Source organism: Lentzea sp. NPDC020367 (assembly GCF_044387305.1).
Lineage (GTDB): Bacteria > Actinomycetota > Actinomycetes > Mycobacteriales > Pseudonocardiaceae > Lentzea.
Genome location: NZ_JBIRVV010000001.1, coordinates 125,417 through 144,851, shown reverse-complemented (window position 1 = coordinate 144,851; position 19,435 = coordinate 125,417). Strand labels below are relative to the sequence as shown.

At 69.8% G+C, this 19,435-nt stretch carries 24 protein-coding genes; 12 read left to right on the top strand and 12 right to left on the bottom strand.

Annotation, left to right across the window (positions count from 1 at the left end):
• Window positions 1–21 precede the first annotated feature (21 nt).
• A complete protein-coding gene (lexA, locus tag ACH413_RS00715) occupies window positions 22–681 on the top strand; it encodes a transcriptional repressor LexA (protein ID WP_360029490.1) in 660 nt (219 codons plus the stop codon).
• On the opposite strand, the gene ACH413_RS00710 is transcribed toward lexA, so the two are convergent.
• Entirely contained in the window at window positions 678–1,565 is an 888-nt protein-coding gene (locus ACH413_RS00710; protein ID WP_360029489.1) for a LysR family transcriptional regulator, read from the bottom strand. The two genes, lexA and ACH413_RS00710, sit on opposite strands and share 4 nt — an antisense overlap.
• Window positions 1,566–1,620: 55 nt before the next feature.
• Here ACH413_RS00710 and ACH413_RS00705 point away from each other — a divergent pair, with 55 nt between their 5' ends.
• Window positions 1,621–2,280 carry a type 1 glutamine amidotransferase domain-containing protein gene (locus ACH413_RS00705; RefSeq protein WP_360029488.1) on the top strand — a complete coding sequence of 220 codons (660 nt, stop codon included), beginning with the start codon at window positions 1,621–1,623 and terminating at the stop codon, window positions 2,278–2,280.
• Here ACH413_RS00705 and ACH413_RS00700 read toward each other — a convergent pair.
• Genes ACH413_RS00700 through ACH413_RS00690 form a run of 3 tightly spaced genes read right to left on the bottom strand, consistent with a single transcriptional unit; the run spans window position 2,277 to window position 5,818 of the window.
• Window positions 2,277–3,764 (bottom strand): nucleotidyl transferase AbiEii/AbiGii toxin family protein, encoded by a 1,488-nt coding sequence (locus tag ACH413_RS00700; protein WP_360029487.1) that lies wholly within the window; start codon window positions 3,762–3,764, stop codon window positions 2,277–2,279. The genes ACH413_RS00705 and ACH413_RS00700 overlap by 4 nt on opposite strands.
• 15 nt (window positions 3,765–3,779) lie before the next feature.
• Window positions 3,780–5,216, bottom strand: coding sequence for a DUF6297 family protein (locus tag ACH413_RS00695; RefSeq protein WP_360029486.1), 1,437 nt, complete (start codon window positions 5,214–5,216; stop codon window positions 3,780–3,782).
• The gene (locus ACH413_RS00690) at window positions 5,213–5,818 is read right to left on the bottom strand and encodes an ABC transporter ATP-binding protein (protein WP_360029485.1); all 606 of its coding nucleotides are present in this window, start codon (window positions 5,816–5,818) and stop codon (window positions 5,213–5,215) included. Before ACH413_RS00690 ends, ACH413_RS00695 begins: the two co-directional genes overlap by 4 nt.
• A 99-nt stretch (window positions 5,819–5,917) precedes the next feature.
• Between ACH413_RS00690 and ACH413_RS00685 the strand changes: the two genes are divergently transcribed.
• Genes ACH413_RS00685 through ACH413_RS00675 form a run of 3 tightly spaced genes read left to right on the top strand, consistent with a single transcriptional unit; the run spans window position 5,918 to window position 8,162 of the window.
• Window positions 5,918–7,075, top strand: a complete 1,158-nt coding sequence (locus ACH413_RS00685; RefSeq protein ID WP_360029484.1) for an LLM class flavin-dependent oxidoreductase — start codon at window positions 5,918–5,920, stop codon at window positions 7,073–7,075.
• A complete protein-coding gene (locus ACH413_RS00680) occupies window positions 7,072–7,494 on the top strand; it encodes a MarR family transcriptional regulator (RefSeq protein WP_360029483.1) in 423 nt (140 codons plus the stop codon). Before ACH413_RS00685 ends, ACH413_RS00680 begins: the two co-directional genes overlap by 4 nt.
• Complete coding sequence (locus ACH413_RS00675) at window positions 7,494–8,162, top strand: CE1759 family FMN reductase (protein WP_360029482.1); 669 nt, start codon at window positions 7,494–7,496, stop codon at window positions 8,160–8,162. The genes ACH413_RS00680 and ACH413_RS00675 overlap by 1 nt, the downstream gene beginning before the upstream one ends.
• On the opposite strand, the gene ACH413_RS00670 is transcribed toward ACH413_RS00675, so the two are convergent.
• A complete protein-coding gene (locus ACH413_RS00670) occupies window positions 8,159–8,989 on the bottom strand; it encodes an SDR family NAD(P)-dependent oxidoreductase (protein ID WP_360029481.1) in 831 nt (276 codons plus the stop codon). The two genes, ACH413_RS00675 and ACH413_RS00670, sit on opposite strands and share 4 nt — an antisense overlap.
• 57 nt (window positions 8,990–9,046) lie before the next feature.
• Here ACH413_RS00670 and ACH413_RS00665 point away from each other — a divergent pair, with 57 nt between their 5' ends.
• Complete coding sequence (locus tag ACH413_RS00665; protein ID WP_360029480.1) at window positions 9,047–9,697, top strand: TetR/AcrR family transcriptional regulator; 651 nt, start codon at window positions 9,047–9,049, stop codon at window positions 9,695–9,697.
• Here the strand turns inward: ACH413_RS00665 and ACH413_RS00660 are convergent.
• From ACH413_RS00660 to ACH413_RS00650, 3 genes are read right to left on the bottom strand one after another with little or no spacing between them, the layout of a single operon-like run.
• Complete coding sequence (locus ACH413_RS00660; RefSeq protein WP_360029479.1) at window positions 9,694–10,431, bottom strand: ABC transporter permease; 738 nt, start codon at window positions 10,429–10,431, stop codon at window positions 9,694–9,696. The genes ACH413_RS00665 and ACH413_RS00660 overlap by 4 nt on opposite strands.
• Window positions 10,428–11,150 carry an ABC transporter ATP-binding protein gene (locus ACH413_RS00655; RefSeq protein ID WP_360029478.1) on the bottom strand — a complete coding sequence of 241 codons (723 nt, stop codon included), beginning with the start codon at window positions 11,148–11,150 and terminating at the stop codon, window positions 10,428–10,430. The genes ACH413_RS00660 and ACH413_RS00655 overlap by 4 nt, the downstream gene beginning before the upstream one ends.
• Window positions 11,147–12,133: an ABC transporter substrate-binding protein gene (locus ACH413_RS00650; RefSeq protein WP_360029477.1), complete on the bottom strand. Its 987-nt coding sequence runs from the start codon at window positions 12,131–12,133 to the stop codon at window positions 11,147–11,149. Before ACH413_RS00650 ends, ACH413_RS00655 begins: the two co-directional genes overlap by 4 nt.
• 54 nt (window positions 12,134–12,187) lie before the next feature.
• On the opposite strand from ACH413_RS00650, the gene ACH413_RS00645 reads away from it, so the two are divergent.
• Together ACH413_RS00645 and ACH413_RS00640 are read left to right on the top strand one after the other, a co-directional pair.
• A complete protein-coding gene (locus ACH413_RS00645; protein WP_360029476.1) occupies window positions 12,188–13,708 on the top strand; it encodes an FAD-dependent monooxygenase in 1,521 nt (506 codons plus the stop codon).
• Entirely contained in the window at window positions 13,698–14,228 is a 531-nt protein-coding gene (locus tag ACH413_RS00640) for a hypothetical protein (protein ID WP_360029475.1), read from the top strand. The genes ACH413_RS00645 and ACH413_RS00640 overlap by 11 nt, the downstream gene beginning before the upstream one ends.
• On the opposite strand, the gene ACH413_RS00635 is transcribed toward ACH413_RS00640, so the two are convergent.
• Window positions 14,213–14,587: a YciI family protein gene (locus ACH413_RS00635; protein WP_360029474.1), complete on the bottom strand. Its 375-nt coding sequence runs from the start codon at window positions 14,585–14,587 to the stop codon at window positions 14,213–14,215. The two genes, ACH413_RS00640 and ACH413_RS00635, sit on opposite strands and share 16 nt — an antisense overlap.
• Before the next feature lie 96 nt (window positions 14,588–14,683).
• Between ACH413_RS00635 and ACH413_RS00630 the strand changes: the two genes are divergently transcribed.
• Window positions 14,684–15,103: a hypothetical protein gene (locus tag ACH413_RS00630; RefSeq protein ID WP_360029473.1), complete on the top strand. Its 420-nt coding sequence runs from the start codon at window positions 14,684–14,686 to the stop codon at window positions 15,101–15,103.
• On the opposite strand, the gene ACH413_RS00625 is transcribed toward ACH413_RS00630, so the two are convergent.
• Window positions 15,067–15,345: a hypothetical protein gene (locus ACH413_RS00625; RefSeq protein WP_360029472.1), complete on the bottom strand. Its 279-nt coding sequence runs from the start codon at window positions 15,343–15,345 to the stop codon at window positions 15,067–15,069. The two genes, ACH413_RS00630 and ACH413_RS00625, sit on opposite strands and share 37 nt — an antisense overlap.
• Window positions 15,346–15,500: 155 nt before the next feature.
• Between ACH413_RS00625 and ACH413_RS00620 the strand changes: the two genes are divergently transcribed.
• The 3 genes from ACH413_RS00620 to ACH413_RS00610 are packed head-to-tail and all read left to right on the top strand — an operon-like array spanning window position 15,501 to window position 17,482.
• On the top strand, window positions 15,501–15,923 hold the full coding sequence (locus ACH413_RS00620) for an XRE family transcriptional regulator (protein ID WP_360030354.1): 423 nt from the start codon (window positions 15,501–15,503) through the stop codon (window positions 15,921–15,923).
• A 3-nt stretch (window positions 15,924–15,926) separates the two neighbouring features.
• Window positions 15,927–16,400: a hypothetical protein gene (locus ACH413_RS00615; RefSeq protein WP_360029471.1), complete on the top strand. Its 474-nt coding sequence runs from the start codon at window positions 15,927–15,929 to the stop codon at window positions 16,398–16,400.
• Window positions 16,397–17,482 (top strand): MAB_1171c family putative transporter, encoded by a 1,086-nt coding sequence (locus ACH413_RS00610; RefSeq protein WP_360029470.1) that lies wholly within the window; start codon window positions 16,397–16,399, stop codon window positions 17,480–17,482. Before ACH413_RS00615 ends, ACH413_RS00610 begins: the two co-directional genes overlap by 4 nt.
• On the opposite strand, the gene ACH413_RS00605 is transcribed toward ACH413_RS00610, so the two are convergent.
• Both ACH413_RS00605 and ACH413_RS00600 read right to left on the bottom strand, forming a co-directional pair.
• Complete coding sequence (locus tag ACH413_RS00605) at window positions 17,432–19,111, bottom strand: GMC family oxidoreductase (protein ID WP_360029469.1); 1,680 nt, start codon at window positions 19,109–19,111, stop codon at window positions 17,432–17,434. The genes ACH413_RS00610 and ACH413_RS00605 overlap by 51 nt on opposite strands.
• Entirely contained in the window at window positions 19,108–19,386 is a 279-nt protein-coding gene (locus tag ACH413_RS00600) for a hypothetical protein (protein ID WP_360029468.1), read from the bottom strand. The genes ACH413_RS00605 and ACH413_RS00600 overlap by 4 nt, the downstream gene beginning before the upstream one ends.
• Window positions 19,387–19,435 lie beyond the last annotated feature (49 nt).

Here is a 19,435-nt window from a genome sequence, read left to right as displayed (position 1 = left end):
CCCCTAACTAGTATCTGGCCGATGACCGCCTACGACGATCTTGAACTCGACACGACGGAGCTGCCGGAACGCCAGCAGATGATCCTGGTCGCCATTCGCGACTGGGTCGTCGAGCACGGCTACTCCCCCAGCACCCGTGAGATCGGCGAGGCGGTCGGCCTGAAGTCGTCGTCCAGCGTCTCGAGGCACCTGACCTCGTTGGAGGACAAGGGTTACCTCAAGCGCGGCGGCTCCGTGACGCGGCCGATGGACGTGCGGGTCTTCCTGAGCGGCGCGCCGATCGCGCCAGGGATGGTCTCCGAGGATTCGATCTCGGTGCCGGTCGTCGGTGACATCGCCGCCGGTGCGCCGATCTCCGCCATCGAGCACGTCGACGAGGTGCTGAACCTGCCGCGCGGGCTGGTCGGCCGGGGCAGCAACGTGTTCGCGCTGCGGGTGCGCGGCGACTCGATGATCGACGCGGCGATCTGCGACGGCGACACCGTCGTGGTGCGGCAGACGCACGAGGCCTACAACGGGCAGATCGTCGCCGCGATGATCGAGGAGGAGGCGACGGTGAAGGTGTACCAGCGCCGCAACGGCCACGTGTTCCTCGAACCGCGCAACGAGGCCTACCCCGTCATCGACGGCGACAAGGCCGTGATCCTCGGCATCGTGGTCTCGGTTCTCCGCAGCGTCTAGAGGGCGCCCCAGTCGCGTGACCTCAGCTGTTCCGCGACCGCGTCGGTGGCCGGGGTCGTCGTGCCGCGGGTGACCACGTAGAGGGTGTTGAGCGGCGGAACCTCCGGGTGGTGCAGCTGTTCGACGGATCCGGCGGCGAGCGCGGGTTCGGCCAGGTAGCGCGGTAGGGCCGACACGCCCGCCCCGGCGATCACGGCGGCCAGCACGGCGCGCAGGTCCGGCACGGTGACGGCGGTGGCGTTCTTCGGTCGTGCGCCGAACTCGCTGCGCCAGTACCTCCGGATGATCGGCAGTTCGCCGGAGTAGGCGACGAGCGGCAGGTGTTCGAGGGCGCGCGCCGGGTCCCGCGCGAGCAGCCGCTGGTCCACGGTCCTTGCCAGTTGTGGTGGCCCGACCAGCAGGAACTCCTCGTCGGTGAACGGGGTCGCGGTGAGGCCCGCGCCGGGACGGACCGAGGACAGCACGAGGTCGAGCTGCGCTGCCTTCAGCGCGGTGAGCAGGTCGTTCGCCAGGCCGAGCGTGATCTCCAGCCGCAGGCCGCGCTGGGTCAGCGGGGTGAGCGCGGGCATGCCACGGGTGGTCATGAACTCGGCCGCACCCCCGATCCGCACCGTGCCTTCGAGTGCGGGTTCGGGGTCGAGGGCCGTCTTGAGCTGGTCGAGGTGGGTGCCGACGCGTCGGGCCAGGTCGTCGGCCCGGGGTGTGGGTGTGACCCCGCGGCCGCCGCGCACGAACAGCGGTGCGCCGAGCTCCTTCTCCAGCTTGGCGAGCTGCCCGCTCACCGCAGGCTGGGTGAGCCCCCGCCTGGCCGCCGCGCTGGTCAGCGAGCCGCCCCGGTAGATCTCCAGGAACGTCGCCAGCAGGTCCAGGTCCATCGCAGCCATAACTCAGCTTATAGCTCCGCCGTCACGTTCTGCGGATCTGTGATGTCCTGGGCGCATGAAGAAGCTACTGATGGTCGTGACCGGCGCCGACTCGCTGACGCTGGCGGACGGGTCGAGCCACCCCACGGGTTACTGGGCAGAGGAGGTCGTGGAGTCGGTGCGCGTGCTGCGGGAGGCCGGCGTCGAGGTCACGCTGGCAACGCCGGGTGGCGTCGTGCCGACCGTGGACAAGGCGAGCCTCGACGGCAAGTTCGACGACGCCGTCGCGTCGCTGGAGGACCTGCGCGCCCCGGCCGTGCTGGCGTCGCTGAACGCCGCCGACTTCGACGCGATCTACCTGCCCGGCGGGCACGGCCCGATGGCCGACCTCGCGTTCGACACGACGCTGGGCACGCTGCTCGCGGACTTCCACGACAACGGCAAGCTCGTGGCGGCGCTGTGCCACGGACCGGCCGGGCTGCTCAGCGCGGTCCGCGCGGACGGCACGTTCGTGTTCGCCGGCAAGGAGATCGCGGTGTTCAGCGACGAGGAGGAGCGCCAGGGCGGCCTGAACGTCCCCTACTCGGTCGCGGGCAGGCTGGCCGAACTCGGCGCACGGCTCGCACCGGGCGAGCCGTGGTCGAGCACGGTGATCGTGGACGGCACGCTCGTGACGGGTCAGAACCCGCAGTCCAGCGTGGCCACCGCCGAACGCGTGGCGGCACTGCTCGGCTAACGCAGGGCGGCCGCGATCCGTTGCAGCAGAACGGGTTCGTCCTCCTCGGTGACGGGGAGTTCGGTCGGTGCGTTGTCCCAGTCGACGCCGCTGAGCTCCAGCACGGACTCGCGGCCGAACTCGTCCGCGTGGTGACGCAGTTCGGGCCGCAGCAACTCGCGCACCAGGGTGAGGTTCACGGTGGTGACCTCCGCGAGCAGTGCGGCGTCGTAGAGGTCCTTGGCCTGCGGGTAGCTGTCCGTCGCGAGCCACTGGAGCTTCCACGCGAGGGACAACTCCTCGTCGGCTGCGAGCAGGATCGTGCCGGCGATCTCCACGGGTTGCGGCGCGATCGGCAGTTCCTCGTTGAACACGAGGTCGATCTGGATCGCGCCGTCCGGGAGCCCCTCGACCTCGAACGGGAACACGATCCGCAGGCCGGGGACCCGTTCGTAGGTCCAGATCGGCTCCACGACGGACGGCCCGACCGCCGCCCTGAGGTCGGTGACGAGCTGCTTCGCCCGCGGGCCTTCGAACGTGATGGCCCGCGGCGTCACCACGAAGTCGAGGTCGCCGGGCTCGCGCGCGGCGTCGCCGAACCACTCCCGCATCAGCGTGCTGCCGCGCAGCACCAGGTTCTCGGACCACTCCGACCAGCCGATGATCCGCAGGACCCGTGCCATGGCCTCGCGGCGCGCGGCGAGCCACCGCGCGCCGTCCGCGGGGTCGCCGAACTTCGGGTCGCCGCCGCGGAAGGCGTGCGGGTGCTGCTTCAGCGCCGGGTCGAACACGGCGCGCTGCCTGATGTCCTGGCTCGGTTTCACCGCGAGCGGCTGGTAGGTGGCGGGGAATCCCTCCACCCCGGCGGGCGCCTGCCGGAGCCGCTCGCTCTCGCCGCGGAGCCAGTCGACCTCGCCGTGGATCCAGCCGTTGTCGATGTGCAGCGCGTCGTCGGCGACGACGTACTCCTCCTCGACCTCCAGCACCTCGAACTCCTCGAGGTCGTTCAGGAGCGCTTCGAGCTTCCGCTTGGCAGTGGCCCTGCCGACGCCGAAGCACCGCTGCGTGACGAACCGTTCCTCCGTACCGTCGTCACGGGTGCGGCGCGCGTTGCGAGAGAGGTGGGCCTCGTGCGGCTCGACCTTCTCGATGACATCCCACAACACCCCTGCCAAGCGCAGCTTCACGTGGTGTTCGAAGTACAGCGCGGGATCGGCCTCGTCGTCGTGCTGCGGCACACCCTCGTTCCACGGAGCCGCCTCGATCTTCACCCGCAGCACGTACAGCTCGGACTCCAGCATCCGCGCCCGCCACCCCTCGGCGACCGCCCGCACCTCGTCGATCGTGCCCTTGGCACCGATGGTCAGCATCGGCTGCGACCACACGGTCCCGTTGTGCAGCTCGATGTGGCTGAACTTGAGCTGATGCGTGCGCGCGAACGCCGCCAGCTCCTCGACCTGCCACTCCGAGCCGGTCAGATGCAGCTCGAACTCACCCGCGAACACGATCTCCCCCTTGACCTACACCAACGTCTGCACCACAGCGAGCCCCGTCAGCAACGCCGGCCCACGGCTCAGCTGCACGATCAGGCCGGCCGGTGTCGGCCCGTACATCCCGAAGCTGACGATCGCGGCACCGTAATCGACCGGCGGCCGCGTAGCGATCCGATATACGACCGCCACCGCGCCCACCGCCGAGACGATCCCGTTCACCACGGACACGTGCGGGGTAAAGGCCGTCGTGACGGCACACCACAGGACGGCGCCCGCCGCGGGGAACACGAGGTGCGCCAGCCGCAGTTGCCGGTCCGGCAGGCCCAGGGCCCGGCGCATCGCCGGGGAACGGCACACGAACTTCAGGCCGGCGGCGAGCCTGTCGGTGGCCAGGAACGCGGCGACGAGGTGGACAGCGGCCGCGAGGCCGGGCTCGCCGCCCAGTGCCACGAGAGCCGGGACCGGGAGCAACGCGGTCCAGACGAGGACTGCGTTGGGGCCGCGGCGAAGGCGAAGCGCGTCGGTCCACGCGAGCGCGGCGACGTGGGAGCGGCGAAGGCGAAGCGCGCCGGTCCGAGTGAGGTCGGCGATGTGGGAGCGCTGCCGGTGCGGTCCCCCGCTCCCGCCCAGCCGCGCCGACCTGACGCGTCCCGTCGCGCGTGCACGGCGTTCGGCGAGGACCGCCCCCAGCAGGGCGAGGTCGAACCAGCTCACCGACACCCGCGCCACACCGGCCAACGCCGCCCCATCCGCGAGGTCTGACCGCCGCAGGTGTCGTGCGGAGGCCACGGCCACCAGTGCCAGACCGATCGCCACGACCAAGGCGGCCCAGATCACGCCACCGCCGAACGAGCCCAACTCCCCCGCTGTGCCAACAGAACCCGACTCCGCCACCGGAGCCGAACCCGTCCAGGGCGCCCCGATCGACCCGGCAGGGACCAGCAGCGCCACCACCGAGAGCCCGACCAGCCCGCTCAACCACCCCTGCGGTCGCACCCGAACCCATTGCAGCAGAACGGCTCCAGCCACCACAGCCAGCCCAGAGGCAGCCCCGAGCACCGCGGAGACCAGCGGCGGCACGACAGCCCCCACCACCCCGAACACCACAGCAGGCCACGCCGCACCCACCGCAGCACCGGCACCGAGCAGCCCGAACATCCGAGGCCGCACCAAGGCCCCACGCGGCACCGGTGAGCTCAGCACCCAGAACATCCGGTCCGCACCGACGAAGACCGGCCCGAATGCCAGCGACACCTTCATCAGCACGGTAGCGCCCAGCACCGACAACCAGAGCGCGGTCCAGCCGCTCCCCGCCTGAGGTGCCTTCGTGAGCCCGGCGTACGCCCAGCCGTAACCGACCGTGCCGGTGATCGACAACAAAACGACCCGCGAGTACAGCCGCGCGACCAGGAACCGCCACGGCTCGGGAGTGCGCAACCGGCGCCGGACGGCAGCGGCGGTCACAGCGTGACGGTCCGGCACGCCACCGCCTCCACCAGCTCCTGGTCGTGCGACGCGAACACCACGGCCACCCCGGCGGCCTTCTCCGCCAGCAGGCGGGAGCGCAGCCAGGCGCGGCCGGCCGTGTCGAAGCGCTGTTCCGGTTCGTCCAGCACGAGCACCGAGCGCGGGCGCACGAAGCACGACGCCAGCCCGAGGCGGTGCCGTTGGCCCGAAGACAAGGTCGGCGGCAGCTGGTCGGCCGCCGACGTCAGCCCGACCTCCGCCAGCACCGCCGACACGTCCTCGACAGACGCGTGCAGCCACGCCAGCAGCCGCAGGTGCTCCACAACGGACACGTCCGGGAAGTAGTCGGCGTCGTCCAGCAGCGACGCGACGGCGGCACGGAACGCGCCCGACGACTCGTCCACCACATCACCGCCGAACAGCACGCTGCCCGAGTCGAGCACCTCGGCCCCGACCAGGCACTTCAGCAACGTCGACTTGCCCGAGCCGTTCGGCCCCACGACGGCGACAGCCTCACCGGGAGCCACGACAAAGGACAGACCTGCGAAAACGGGGACTCCGCCGTAGCTGAAGCAGGCGTCCTCCACCCCCAGTGACATGGGATCGAGGGTAGTGGGAATAGGTGGGGCACCCAGGCGTTAGAGTAGATGCAAACGCATTAGTCACCAGTCAGTACGGATCAGAAGGAGGCGGGTGCCGTGCAGTTCGGAATCTTCTCGGTGAGCGACATCACCAGGGACCCGGTGAGCGGCGAGACCCCCAGCGAGGCCGAGCGCATCGACGCGATCGTGCAGATCGCGGAGAAGGCCGAAGAGGTCGGGCTCGACGTGTTCGCGATCGGCGAGCACCACAACCCGCCGTTCTTCTCGTCCGCGCCGACCACGCTGCTCAGCCACATCGCGGCCAAGACCAAGAACCTGATCGTCAGCACCGCCACGACGCTGATCACCACGAACGACCCGGTGCGCATCGCCGAGGAGTACGCGATGCTCCAGCACCTGTCGAAGGGCCGCATGGACCTCATGCTGGGCCGCGGCAACACCGCGCCGGTCTACCCGTGGTTCGGCGCCGACATCCGGCAGAGCCTGCCGCTGGCGCTCGAGAACTACAACCTGCTGCACCGGTTGTGGCGCGAGGACGTCGTGGACTGGGAAGGGAAGTTCCGCACCCCGTTGCAGGGCTTCACCTCCACGCCGCGGCCGTTGGACGACCTGCCGCCGTTCGTGTGGCACGGGTCGATCCGCACGCCGGAGATCGCCGAGCAGGCCGCGTTCTACGGTGACGGGTTCTTCGCGAACAACATCTTCTGGCCGAAAGAGCACTACATGCGGCTGATCAAGTTCTACCGCCAGCGGTACGCGCACTACGGCCACGGCACGGAGAAGCAGGCCATCGTCGGCCTGGGCGGTCAGGCGTACATCGCGAAGCGGTCGCAGGACGCGCTCAAGGAGTTCCGCCCGTACTTCAACGAGGCTCCCGTCTACGGCCACGGCCCGCGGATGGAGGACTTCATGGAGCAGACGCCGCTGTCGGTCGGCAGCCCGCAGGAGGTCATCGACAAGACGCTGACGTTCCGCGAGCACTTCGGCGACTACCAGCGCCAGATGTTCCTGATGGACCACGCCGGCCTGCCGCTCAAGATGGTGCTCAACCAGCTCGACCTGCTGGGCGAGGAGGTGGTTCCGGTGCTGCGCAAGGAGATGGAGGCGCGGCAGGACCCCGAGACCGCCAAGCCGCCGACGCACGCCGGGCGCGTCCAGGCCAAGTACGGCGACGGACCGGTCCGCCAGCCCAAGCCGAACGCCAACCGGGGTGACAACGTCACGGGTGGCTCGCCGTACCAGGACTCGCAGTGACCAGAGCCAACGAGGCGTGGGAGTCCCTGATGAAGGCGTACTCCGTGTTGATGAAGCAGTTCAACGCGGAGGACATCTGGGGCGACCTGACCATGCGGGAGTACGACGTGCTGTACCAGCTGTCCAAGTGCGACAGTCCACTCAGGATGAGTGAGCTGAACCGCCACGTGCTGCTGAGCCAGCCCGCTCTGTCCCGCATGGTCGACCGCCTGGTCGACCGCGGCTACATCGACCGCTGCCCCGACCCCGGCGACCGCAGGGGTGTGCGCCTGACGCTCACCCCCGCGGGCCGGGAGACCCAGAAGCAGATCGGCAGCCCTCACGCACGCAGCGTCACGCGCGCACTGAGCGTGCTGACGCCGGAAGAACTCGAACAGCTCGCCGTGATCACCGGCAAGCTCAGCCAGAGCGAGGAGTAATGGGCCAGAACTTCCAGCTGGTGGTGGTGTCCGCCGGCACGAGCGACCCGTCGTCCACCCGCCTGCTCGCCGACCGCGTCGCCGGACGGGTCGGCACGCTCGCCGGCAAGCGGGCGCAGACCGTCGGCACGACGGTGATCGAACTGCGCGAGCTCGCCTCCGAGATCGCGAACGCCCTGGTGTCCAACCACATCGGGCCGAAGCTGCAGACCGCCATCGCGACCCTGCAGCACGCGGACGGCATCGTCGCGAGCACCCCGGTCTACAAGGCGGGCGCGAGCGGGCTGTTCACGTCGTTCTTCCAGATCCTCGACAACGACCTGCTGATCGCGAAGCCCGTCGTGCTCGCCGCCACCGCCGGTACCGCAAGGCATGCACTCGTGGTCGACGACCAGATGCGCGGCCTGTTCGCCTACCTGCGGACGGTCGTGGTGCCGACGGCGTTGTTCGCCTCGACCGAGGACTGGCAGGACAACGGCCTCAACAAGCGCATCGACCGCGCGGCCCTCGAACTGGTGGCGCTGATGACCTCCGGGTTCGAGAAGACCGTGCGCGACGAGTCGTGGGGCAGCTACCAGCACGAGTACGGCAGCGCGGGCGGCACGGAGCTGACGATCGACCTCGACTCCGACCTGATGCGCCTCGCCGCCGGTGGTGGAGCGAGCTAGAAGTCCGCGCTGCGCGAGAGCTTCTCGTTCTCGCGCAGCTCCACCAGCGCGGTCTCGTGCATGGCGACAACGGTGTCGTACCCGGAGTTGCCGAGCACGATCCGCTGCGGCGGAACGGGTGCGTTCATCGCACTGATCACGGCCTGCACACCGCGCACGGGGTCACCCGCCTGCTTGCCGTTCTGGTCCACGAACGCCGCCTTGACGCCCTCGACCAGCGGCAGGTAGGCGTCGACGGTCTCGTCGACCGGCTCACCTTCGAAACTGGCATAGGCCTTGGTGCGGAACCCTCCCGGCTCCACGAGGAGCACGCGCACCCCGAACGGCTCGACCTCCTCGCGCAGTGTCTCCGACAGCCCCTCGAGGGCGAACTTCGCCGCCGAGTAGTAGCCGAACCCCGGCGCGCCGACGAGGCCCGCCACCGACGACATGTTCACGATCCAGCCGTCGCCACGCGCCCTCATACCCGGCAGAGCCGCGCGAATCACCTCGACCACGGCGAACAGGTTGAGGTCGAACGTGCGGCGGATCGTCTCGTCAGGAGCCCCCTCGACCGAGCCGAACCAGCCGCGGCCCGCGTTGTTGACGAGCACGTCGATCCCGCCGAACCGCTCCTCCGCGGCCCTGACCGCCGCCCGTACCTGATCCGCGTCGGTCACGTCGAGCTTGAGCAGCACCACGCGGTCGCCGTGCTGAGCGGCCCATTCCCGCAGCTCATCGGGCCGTCGCGCGGTCAGCACCACCTGATCGCCCTGCGCCAGCGCGGCCTCGGCGTAGGTCTGACCGAATCCTCCGGGCGTCCCACCAGTGATGAACCAGGTCTTCACGGACTTCTCCTCTCGCTATAGCACTCAATGTAGCGCTACATGAGCTACTATAGCCACATGCAGAACGCACGGGACAGACTCCTGCTCGCCGCGGCGGAGTTGCTCGAGGGCGGCGGCACGCTGTCCACGAGGGCGGTGTGCGAACGCGCCGGCGTGCAGGCACCGACGCTGTACCACCACTTCGGCAGCAAGCAGGGCCTGATCGACGCCGTGCTGAACCACGGCTTCACCCAGTACACGGCGGTCGAGAGCTCGGGCGACCCGCTCGACGACCTGCGCGAGGGCTGGGACAGGCACGTGCGGTTCGGGCTGGAACACCCGTCGTTCTACGGGCTGCTCTACGGCCGCGCCGAACCGGGAAAGCCTTGTGCCGTCACGGCTCCCGCGCACGCCGCGCTGCGGGACAGGTTCACCGAAGCCGCGACGATCGGTCTGCTGAAGGTGCCGGCGGACGACGCCGCCGAACAGGTGCTCGCCGCGAACGTCGGCGTCACGCTGACCCTGATCAGCCAGCCGGAACCGGACTTCGCGCTGTCCGAACGCGTCCGCGAGGCCGCGCTGGCCGGCGTCCTGGGCACCGCGACGACCGACGCGACCCGCGCGAGCACGGCGCTCACCCTGCGTGCCCTGGTCGCCGACGATCCGGCGGACCTCACGCCGGGCGAACGGGCGCTGCTCGGCGAACTGCTGGACCGCCTGGCCCGTTAGGCCTCCGCCCAGGGCACGAGCTTGCGTTCGACCCAGTTCAGACCGTAGAAGAGCGCAACGCTGATGATCGCGAGCAGCGCCATCGCCGCGAACGCCAGCGATGTGTCGGCGCTGCCGCCGGACACGGTGATCACGTAGCCCAGTCCGGCGTCGGCCCCGACGAACTCACCGATCACCGCCCCGATGACCGCGAGCGAGATCGACACCTTCAGGCCGACGAAGATCTGCGGTAGCGCGTGCCACAGGCGCAGCTTGAAGAACTCGTGCGTGCGCGTGGCATCGAGCGACCGGAACAGTTCGACCAGTTCGCTCGGCGTCGACTTCATGCCGGACGCGGTCGAGATGACGATCGGGAAGATGCACACCAGCACCACCATGAGCACCTTCGACGAGATGCCGAACCCGAACCACACCACCACGATCGGCGCGATGGCGACCTTCGGCACGGCGTTGAGCGCGACCAGCAGCGGGTAGAACATCCGCTCCAGCACGCTCGACCCGACGATCAACAACGCCAGGGGTACACCGATCACAATGGACAGTCCGAAGCCGGACACGGCCTCCCACAACGTGATCAGCGCCTGTTCCAGCAGATAGCCCGGCAGTTCCAGGAACGACGCGACGACGTCTGCCGGTGACGGCACGAGCAGCGGCTCGATCCCGAACACGATCGTCGCGAGCCACCAGAGCCCGATGATCGCCAGCAGTCCCAGCACCGGCAGAGCGGCCCTCATGCGGTCACCAGGAGTCCGCGCAGTTCCCGGCTCACCTCGTCCAGTTCGACCTGACCGAGGGCACGCGGCCTCGGCAGATCCACGTCGACGATCCGGTGGATCCGGCCGGGCCGCGGGCTGAGCACCACGATCCGGTCGGCGAGCAGCACGGCCTCGTCGATGGAGTGCGTGACGAACACGACGGCACGCGGCCGGGCGAGCTGAACCCGTTGCAGTTCCTCGGAGAGCTCGGTGCGGGTGATCGCGTCCAGCGCGGAGAACGGCTCGTCCATCAGCATCACCCGCGGGCTCTGGATCAACGACCGGCACAGCGACACCCGTTGCTGCATGCCGCCGGACAGCTCGTGCGGCAACCGCTTCTCGAACCCGCCGAGCCCGGCCAGTTCCAGCAGTTCGTGCGCGCGGTCCCGCTGATCGCCCAGGCCGATGATCTCGGCCGGCAGCAGGACGTTGGCCAGCACCGTCCGCCACGGCAGCAGCGCCGGGCGCTGGAACATCACCGAGACGTCCCTGCGCGGCCTGGTGACCGGCGAACCGGCCACCAGGATCCGGCCGCGGGACGGTGTGAGCAGCCCGGCGACGAGCCGCAGCAACGTCGACTTGCCGCAGCCCGAGCGCCCGATCACCGCGACGAACTCGTGCTCGCCCACCTCCAGGTCGATGCCGTCGAGCGCGTGCACACCGCCGAAGGAGTGCGAGACTCCGCTGAGAATGATCACTTCGGTGAGATCCCGAAGTTCACGAAGTCGTTGGGGCTCAACGATCCTGCCGGAATCGCCCCGGCCTCCACGAGGGTGCTGACGATCTTCTCGACCCGCGCCTCAGTCACCCCGCCCACGCGACCGCTGTAGTTCAGAGGCCTGACGTACGTCGCCATCAGCCCGACCTCGGCACTGGCCACGCCCGCGTCCTGGGTCGGCTGGTACTTCTTGAGGATCGGGCCGACCTCGTCCGGGTGCTCGATCGAGTACTCCAGGCCCTTGAGCAGCGCCGTCATAAACGTCCGCGCCAGCTCCGGCTTGTTCTGCACGACGTCCTTCGACGACACGAGCGCGTTGCCGTAGAGATCGGGAACCAGGTCGCCGTAGGGCAGCACGACCGCCTTCCTGCCCTTCGCCGCGGCCTCGATCAGCGGCTTGCCGACGACGAACTGCCCGATCCCGTCGACCTGCCCGGCGGCCAGCAACTGCGGCAAGGCGGGCGGAGCGGACGGCACGAACTGGACCTGCGCCGGGTCGATGCCCGCCGCCTTCGCGTAGACCGGGAACATCACCTGGTTCGTCGACCCAGGTTGGTCACCGATCTTCTTGCCGACCAGGTCGGCGGGTGTCGAAATCCCGTTGCCCTCCAGCGCGACGATCGCGGCCAGCGACCGTTGCTGGATCGCCGCCAGCACGGTGACCGGCATCTTCTCCTTGGCCATCGTGATCGCGGTGGCGGTGAAGTCGGCGACGCCGAAGTCGGCGCGTCCGGCCGCGACCAGCTTCAGGACGTCTACGCTGCCGGTGCCCGGCGTGATCGTGACGTCCAGGCCGGCCTCCTCGAAGAACCCCTTCTCCTTGGCGACGTAGACGTACGCGTCCCGGCCGAACGTGCCGAACGACGTCAGGTAGTCGACCTTCTCCAGAGCTTTCTGCCCGGCCGGCGCCACACAGGCCGTGACGGCCAGCACAACGGCGAGCACTGAAAACGCTTTCCTCATGTTCCCTCCCCCGAAGGCTCCCTCATGGTCGAACATAGAGGTCGGGGAGGACCGATGAACACGTCCGTTAGTCCGGTGGCCGTGATCGGCGCGGGCCCGGTCGGGCTGATCACCGCGTTGGGGCTGGTCGCGCACGGAATCCCGGTCGTCGTCTTCGAGGCGGGGAACGAGCTGTCGGCCGAGACGAGAGCGGGCACGATCCTGACGCGCACGCTGGAGGTGCTGGACCGGTACGACGCGCTCGGGCCGGTGCTGGAGGCGTCGCTGCGGCTCGACGAGATCGGCGAGGTGGACCGGGCGACCGGGAAGTCGACCGGGAGCGTGCTCACCTCGGCGTTGGCCGACGAGACGCGGTTTCCGTTCGTCGTCAACGTTCCGCAGCACGAACTGGAGCCGGTGCTCGCGTCGATGCTGGCACCCGGCACCGTGCGAATGGGACACCGGCTGGTGGACTTCGCGCAGCACGAGGACGGTGTGACGCTGCAACTGTCCACTCCGGACGGAACGGTCGGCTTCGAGGCCGCGTACGTGCTGGGCTGCGACGGCGGGCGGTCGACCGTGCGGGAACGGCTCGGCGTCGAGGTCGGCGGGCACACCCTGGAGCAGCGGTACATGCTGGTCGACCTGGTGTGCGACCTCGACATCGCCCACCCGCGCGACTACCCGTACCTGGCCTACTTCGGCGACCGCGAGGAGTGGATGGTCCTCGTGCGACAGCCGCACTGCTGGCGGTTCGTGTTCCCGCTGGCCCCCGGCCGCGCCGAGCCGGCGCCGGACGAGTTGCGGGAGAAAGCACGGCACTTCATCGGCGACGTCGACTCGCTGGAGGTGCTGGGCAGCAACGTCTACACCGTGCACCACCGCGTCGCGTCGTCGTGGCGGGACGGCCGGGTGTTCCTGCTGGGCGACGCGGCGCACCTGATCACGCCGATGTGGGCGCTGGGCCTGAACACCGGCGTGCTCGACGCGTCCAACCTGCCGTGGCGACTCGCGTGGGTGCTGCGCGGGTGGGCGTCGGAGGCCTTGCTCGACGGCTACGAGGCCGAGCAGAAACCGGTGGCCGTGCACGGTTCGGGCGCGCTGGCGGAGGCGGCCCGTGCCGTGATGGACCGGCGCTCGGACGCCGTCGCGGGGTGGCAGGACGCGATGACGCGGACGTTGCTCGGCGTGCGCCTGGGCGCCGACTGGTCGATGACGCGCACCGGGCCTCTCCGCGTCGGCGACCGAGCCCCGGACCTGCGCGTCTTCGGTCTGCGCGGCCCGGTCCACCTGCACGAGCTGTGCCGTGACTCGTTCGTCGCGCTGCACCTCACCGACGCGCGCCGCCGGCCGTTCATTCCCGCTGACGGACCCGCCGGTCTGCGGCAGGTGGTCGTGAGCCGGTGGGACGCTCCGCACTCGGACCTGCGTTCGCGCGCCTACTTCGATCCGGGCGACACGGTCCGCGAACGCTTCGGCGACGTCGTGGTCCTGCTGCGTCCGGACGCGCACATCGCCCACATCGAACCGTGGACGACTGCTAGCTGGCAGTCGGTCCAGGACCGCTATCTGCAGGAGGTGCGCCTTGCGGGGTGACGTCGTGATCTCGCCGTCCGGTGAGGAGATCGTGCTCGTCGACGTCGGCCGCCGCGTGCTGCACGACGATCCGGTGGTCAGGGTGTGGGAGGTGACGCTCGAGCCAGGCGAGACCCACCCGTGGCACCTGCACCACAACCCGTACGTCGTGCTCAGCATCGACGGCTCGGAGGGCCGGATGGACTGGCTCGACGGCAGCGAGCCGCGGTTCATCTCCGAGCACCGCGGCGGTCACGTGTACCGGCCCGTGTCGCCCGTGCACCGGCTCACGAACATCGGCACGACCTTCTACCGCAACCGGCTGGTCGAGCTGAAGGACCTGGGCGAGAACCTGCCGGAACCGCTGGACGTCCGGCCCGACGACGTCAGCGTGCGCACGGTCGCCGACACGGCTTTGGACCTGGAGGGGCCGCACGTGCTCGTGGCGTTGGACAGCGAGGACGTGCGGCTCCACCCGGGCGGACCGTGTCAGCTCGACGGCGAGTGGTTCGTCGTCGAACTGGGCTACTTGGTCAGATAGGGCTCGATGTCCTCGAACTCGGTGACCCGCCGAACTTCGATCGACATCTCCTCGACGCCGGCGAAACAGGTGATGTACTCCTCGGCGATGGCCGTGGCCTCGGCGAGATCCTTCGCGTTGACCAGCAGGAACCCGCCGACGACCTCCTTGGCCTCAGCGAACGGCCCGTCGGTCGACCTGATCGCCGCCCCACGCCTGCGCACCACCACACCTGGCTTCAGCACGCCCTCCGCGCCGAGCATGACGCCGTCCGCGTTGAGCTTCCCGATGAACGTGTTCATCCGCTCGATCAGCTCGGGGTTCGGCTCCCAAGAGGCCTCGTCGTCCTCGTGGACCCGGTGCATGAGCATGAACCGCATGTCGTCTCCTCGTTGTCGACTGGCGGCCACATCCGGCCGCCACCCCTGCGTCGATCGACGTCACGGAGCTTTCGACATTTTCGCCATGATGGCCAGGTGAGATTTTCGCGGCTCGTCGTTCCCCTGCTCAGCATGTGGCTGTTCGGCAACCTGTACGAGCAGATCGTGTGGAATCCGCAGCTGCTGGCGGACCCGCGGCCCGGTTCGCTCGTGGGCGTGTTCGCGGCAGGCAGCCCGATCTACTACTACCTGCCGTGGGGACCGCTCGGTGTCGTCCTGGCCGTCGTCACGCGTGCGCCGTGGCCCGCGCTGGGCTGTCTCGCGGTGTCGGTCGCGATGAAGATCCTGCTGATCACGCAGGTCAACCCGGTGTTCCGCGACCCGGCCGTCTCCCGGGACGTGGTCCACGACCACGCCGTGCTCTGGGCGTTCGGCAACGGGGTCGTCGTCCTCGCGGTCGCCGCCGCGATCCTGCTGGTTCAGCGCGCGCAGCGCAGGCCCGCGTCCCCCGCGTAGCAGCCGGGCCCCAGCCGGGTCGCGTTCACGAACAGCAGCACGCACTCGTCGTTGTCGAACCCGGCGATCATCGCCCGCCGCCGCGCCATCTCCAGCGCCTCGCGCACGGCCTCCTCGGGCGTGTGCTCGTAGGACCAGCCCGTGAACGCCTGCGCCTCGTTCACCTCAGCTGCGACCGGCGGGTTGGCCGCCACCGTCAGCGCACCTGCGGCAAGTCCGGCTCCCGGGACCACCTTCGTCATGTCCAGCTCCCCCTCTGGTCGGCGATGAGCGACCGGCTCCCCTCGGCCATTCATCTCAGCTAACGTGAACGACCGTAAGTTGCGCGGTCGGACCGTGTCAATCCAAGATGAATGAGAATCTCAAGGGCGTTCATCTGAGCACGTGGAAGGCGATGATGACCGAGGAACGGGCGACCACGCTCGCCGACCGCATCGACCGCCTGTTCCAGGTGGTGCGCAGGCCGAACGGGGAACAGCACAGCCACGAGGAGGTGGCGCGGGCGTGCCGGGAGACCACCGGGGAGTCGTTCTCGGCCGCGTACCTGTGGCAGCTGCGGACCGGGCGCCGGGACAACCCGACGAAGCGTCACCTGGAGGCGCTGGCCGGGTTCTTCCAGGTGCCGCCGGCCTACTTCTTCGACGATGAACAGGGGAGAATCATCGCCGGGGAACTGGAGCTGCTGGGGGCGCTGCGCAACAGCGCGGTGCGGGACCTGGCGCTGCGGGCGGTGACGCTGTCCGAGGAGGGGCTCGGCACGGTCGCCGACATCGTGGAGGCCATCGGACGTCGAGAGGCGCAGCGCGGCAAGGGGGACTAGGCGGTGCTGGGCAGGAAGAACGCGCTGTGGCGGCGATGCGAGCAGATCGCGTCCACTGTGGACTTACCTGATCCGTTCGACGTGCACGCGCTGTTCGGCACGATCGCCGAGCAGCGGGGGCGGCCGATCGAGCTGATCCCGTTGCAGGCCAGGCCGGGCGCGCCGTGCGGGGTGCTGGCGGCGACCGACCGGGCGGACTACGTGTTCTACACGCGGGACACGTCGCCGTTGCACCAGCAGCACATCCTGTTGCACGAGCTCGGGCACCTGTTGTGCGGGCACGCGGAGGGCCAGGAGCTCTCGGACGAGGTCGCCGCGAACCTCACGCCGAACCTGCCGGTCGAACTCGTCCGGCGGGTGCTCGGCCGCACGACCTACCTGTGGGAGCACGAGCAGGAGGCCGAACTGGTGGCGTCGCTGATCGTGCGGCGGCTCGCGGGCGGGGCGGACCCGCTGCGATCGGCGTTCGGGTCGTGATCAGCTACCTCACCGCGGCGCTGCTGGCGGCGATCGGCCTCGCCCAGCTCTCCACCGCCCGGCGCAGGCCCCGGCACCTGGTCACGTTCTTCTTCAGCATGGCGCTGAGCCTCACGATCTCGGCGGAGCCGACGCTCCAGTTGATCGGGATCGAGTACCAGCTGCCCTGCCGGCTCGTCACGAACATGCTGCAGATGCTCGCCGTGCACGAGTTGATGAAGCTCGCCCGCAGCACCCGCTCCCCCGAGCCGCGCACGCCGTGGTGGCCGCTCGTGCTGTGCTGGGTGGTGATGCTGTCGTCCAGCCTGGACTTCGCCGATCTCTACGGCGTGTCGGACATGCTGGTGTTCCAGTGGCGGCCGAGCGTCCTGCTCTACCAGCTCGCGCTGACGGGCTATCCGATCGGCTGTCTGGCCGTCTTCATGGTGTCGTTGGCACGCAACGCTTCGACGCGTCCGGCCGGCACGTTCCGGACCGGGCTGCACGTGATCGTGGTGGCCGCGGCGGCGACGATCGGGTGGGGGCTGTTCTCCGGGCTGCCGTCGTTCACGTTCGCGGTCACCGGGTTCGGCGTGGCCGAGTTCCTGCCGGTGTCGCGCAACATCGGCCTGGTGGCGATGACGCTGTGGGTGGTCGGCGCGCTGCTCACGGCGTGGGACGGTGTCGCCCGGACGGTGCGGACCTGGCGCGGGATTCGTGCGGTGACGCCGTTGTGGAGGGCCCTGGTCGCCGCGCAACCGCAGATCGAACTGCCCGCGCGGCACGACCTGGAGTTCACGCTCTACCGACGGCTGATCGAGATCCGCGACGGGCTGCTGGCGTTGCGCACGCACGTTCCGCCGCAGGTCCAGGACTGGCTGCACTCCCCCGTCGACGGCCCGACACGCGCCGCCGCCGAACTCGCGGCCGCGATGGTGATGCGCGACGCGGGCCGGAGCTGGCCGCAGCAGCCTTCCGGGCACGCCGGTGAGGCGCCCAGCGTGGAGGCCGAGACCGCCTGGCTGGGCGCCGTGTCCTCGGCTTTCACCCGGTCACCGGTCGTGCGCGAGGTGCGCCGCCTCGCCCAGCTCGACGCGGTGTGACACCAGGTGGTCCGCTGTGCGGAGAGCCAGCGCGGCCATCGTCAGCGACGGGTTGGAGGTGCCGAGCGACGGCATGCTGCCGCACCCCACCGCGTACAGGTTCGGGTGGTCCCAGCAGCGTTGCCACTGGTCGACCACGGAGTCGCGCGGCGAGGTGCCCATGACGTGCGTGCCGCCGCCGTGCCCGGCGCCCCACCAGCGCATCGGTTCGCCGTCGTGCTCGAAGTACCGCTCGTCGTCGGGCTTGTACGAGGTGTGGTCGTCCGCGCCGAGCAGCTCGAAGATCCGGCCCGAGACCCGTTTCGCGGCCAGCAGGCCGTCCTTCACGTAGTCCGAGAGTCCATAGTGGATCGACGGCCGCGGGTTGCCCAGCGCGTCGAGGTCGTCGGCCAGCGTGACGCGGTTCGCCGGATCGGCCTCCTGCTCGACCTCGATCTGCAACGCGAACTGGCGGCCGACCCGGTCCGCCACCGCTTCTCGCAGCGCCTTGCCCCGCAGCCCGGCCGCGACGAACTCGGCCGTGTCGGAATCAGGACTCCCGGCCGCCCAGCCCCAGCCCCAGTTGCCGATCTCGATGCGGAACGGCGCTCTCACCCGGCGTTGCGGACCGCTGCGGAACGCCTCGATGCCCGTCGTCGAGCCGGGGCCGCGGAACGGGCCGATCGCCTGCGGCATCAGCGCCCACGTCAGCAGCGCGGGGTGGTCCATCAGGTTGCGGCCGACCTGGTCGCTGCTGTTCGCGAGCCCGGACATGAGCAGCAGCTTGGCGTTCTCAATGGCGTGCGCGGCGAGGACGACCACGTCCGCCTCTTCCTCGTGCCGCGTGTGTCTGCCGGATGTGTCGTCCTCGTAGCGCTGGTAGCTGACCTTGGTGATGCGCCCGAACTCGTCCGCGTGCACCCGGTTCACCACGCATCTCGTGCGCAGCTCGACGTTGCCCGACCACTGCCTCTGCGTCCGGCGTGGGGTGTACTTGGCGTTCTCCGGGCAGATCGGCACACAGCTCGCATAGCCGGTGCACTGGTGCCCGTCGGGCCGATAGCCCTGGACCGGGATCCCGTTGCGCGCCTGCGGGGTGCCGACGACGAGCAGTTCGCGCCCGTCGATCCACGCACCGTCCACAACGGACGCGACGGCGTGGTCGAGGTACGTGCGGGGCAGGGCGTGCATGGGATAGCGGTAGCCGTCCGCGACGGGAAGGTGCTGCCGCTGCTCGTCGGCGTCGGCCGCGATGCCGATCTCCCACTCCGCCGCGCGGTAGAAGGGTTCCAGGTCGGCGTAGCCCAGCGGCCAGTTGCGACCGCGGCCGATGTCGGCGGTGCGGAAGTCGTCGGGGCGCATCCGGGGCGTGATGCCGGTCCAGGCGGTGCCGGTGCCGCCGTTCATCCGCAGGTACGGGCTCGAGTAGTCGTACGGCCCGGTGTTGATCAGGTAGCCACTGGACGGCGCGGCGGCGGTCGTCCGGTACGGCGCGAGCGGCGACTTGACGAGGGCTCTGCGGAACCGGCTCACGGCGTCGTCGTTCGGTTCCGCGCCGGCCTCCAGCACGAGCACGCGGAACCCGTTGTCCCCCAGCACCTTGGCGACGAGCGAGCCGGCGAACCCCGCGCCGACGACCACGGCCCTCACCGGGCGCTTCTTCTGGGTCTCTGCTCCCAGCTGCCGAACCCGGCCGCCCAGGTCCCCGGCGCGGCGACCCCGACCGCCTTCCACGCCAGGCCTTCGGCGTAGGCGCGCTCGCTCGGGATCACCCCGCGCCAGACGCCGGTGTACCAGAGCTGGATGATCTCGTTCTCCGGCGCGCCGTCGGCCAGCGCGCGGTACTGCTCGACCAGTCCGGTCGACCTCAGCTCGTCCGCCGAGAATCCGGTCAGCTCGGCGGACAACTCCAGGAAGGCGTCCATGGCGCCCATCCTGGGCGGACGAACCCGCTGCACCAAACGATCCGGGCAA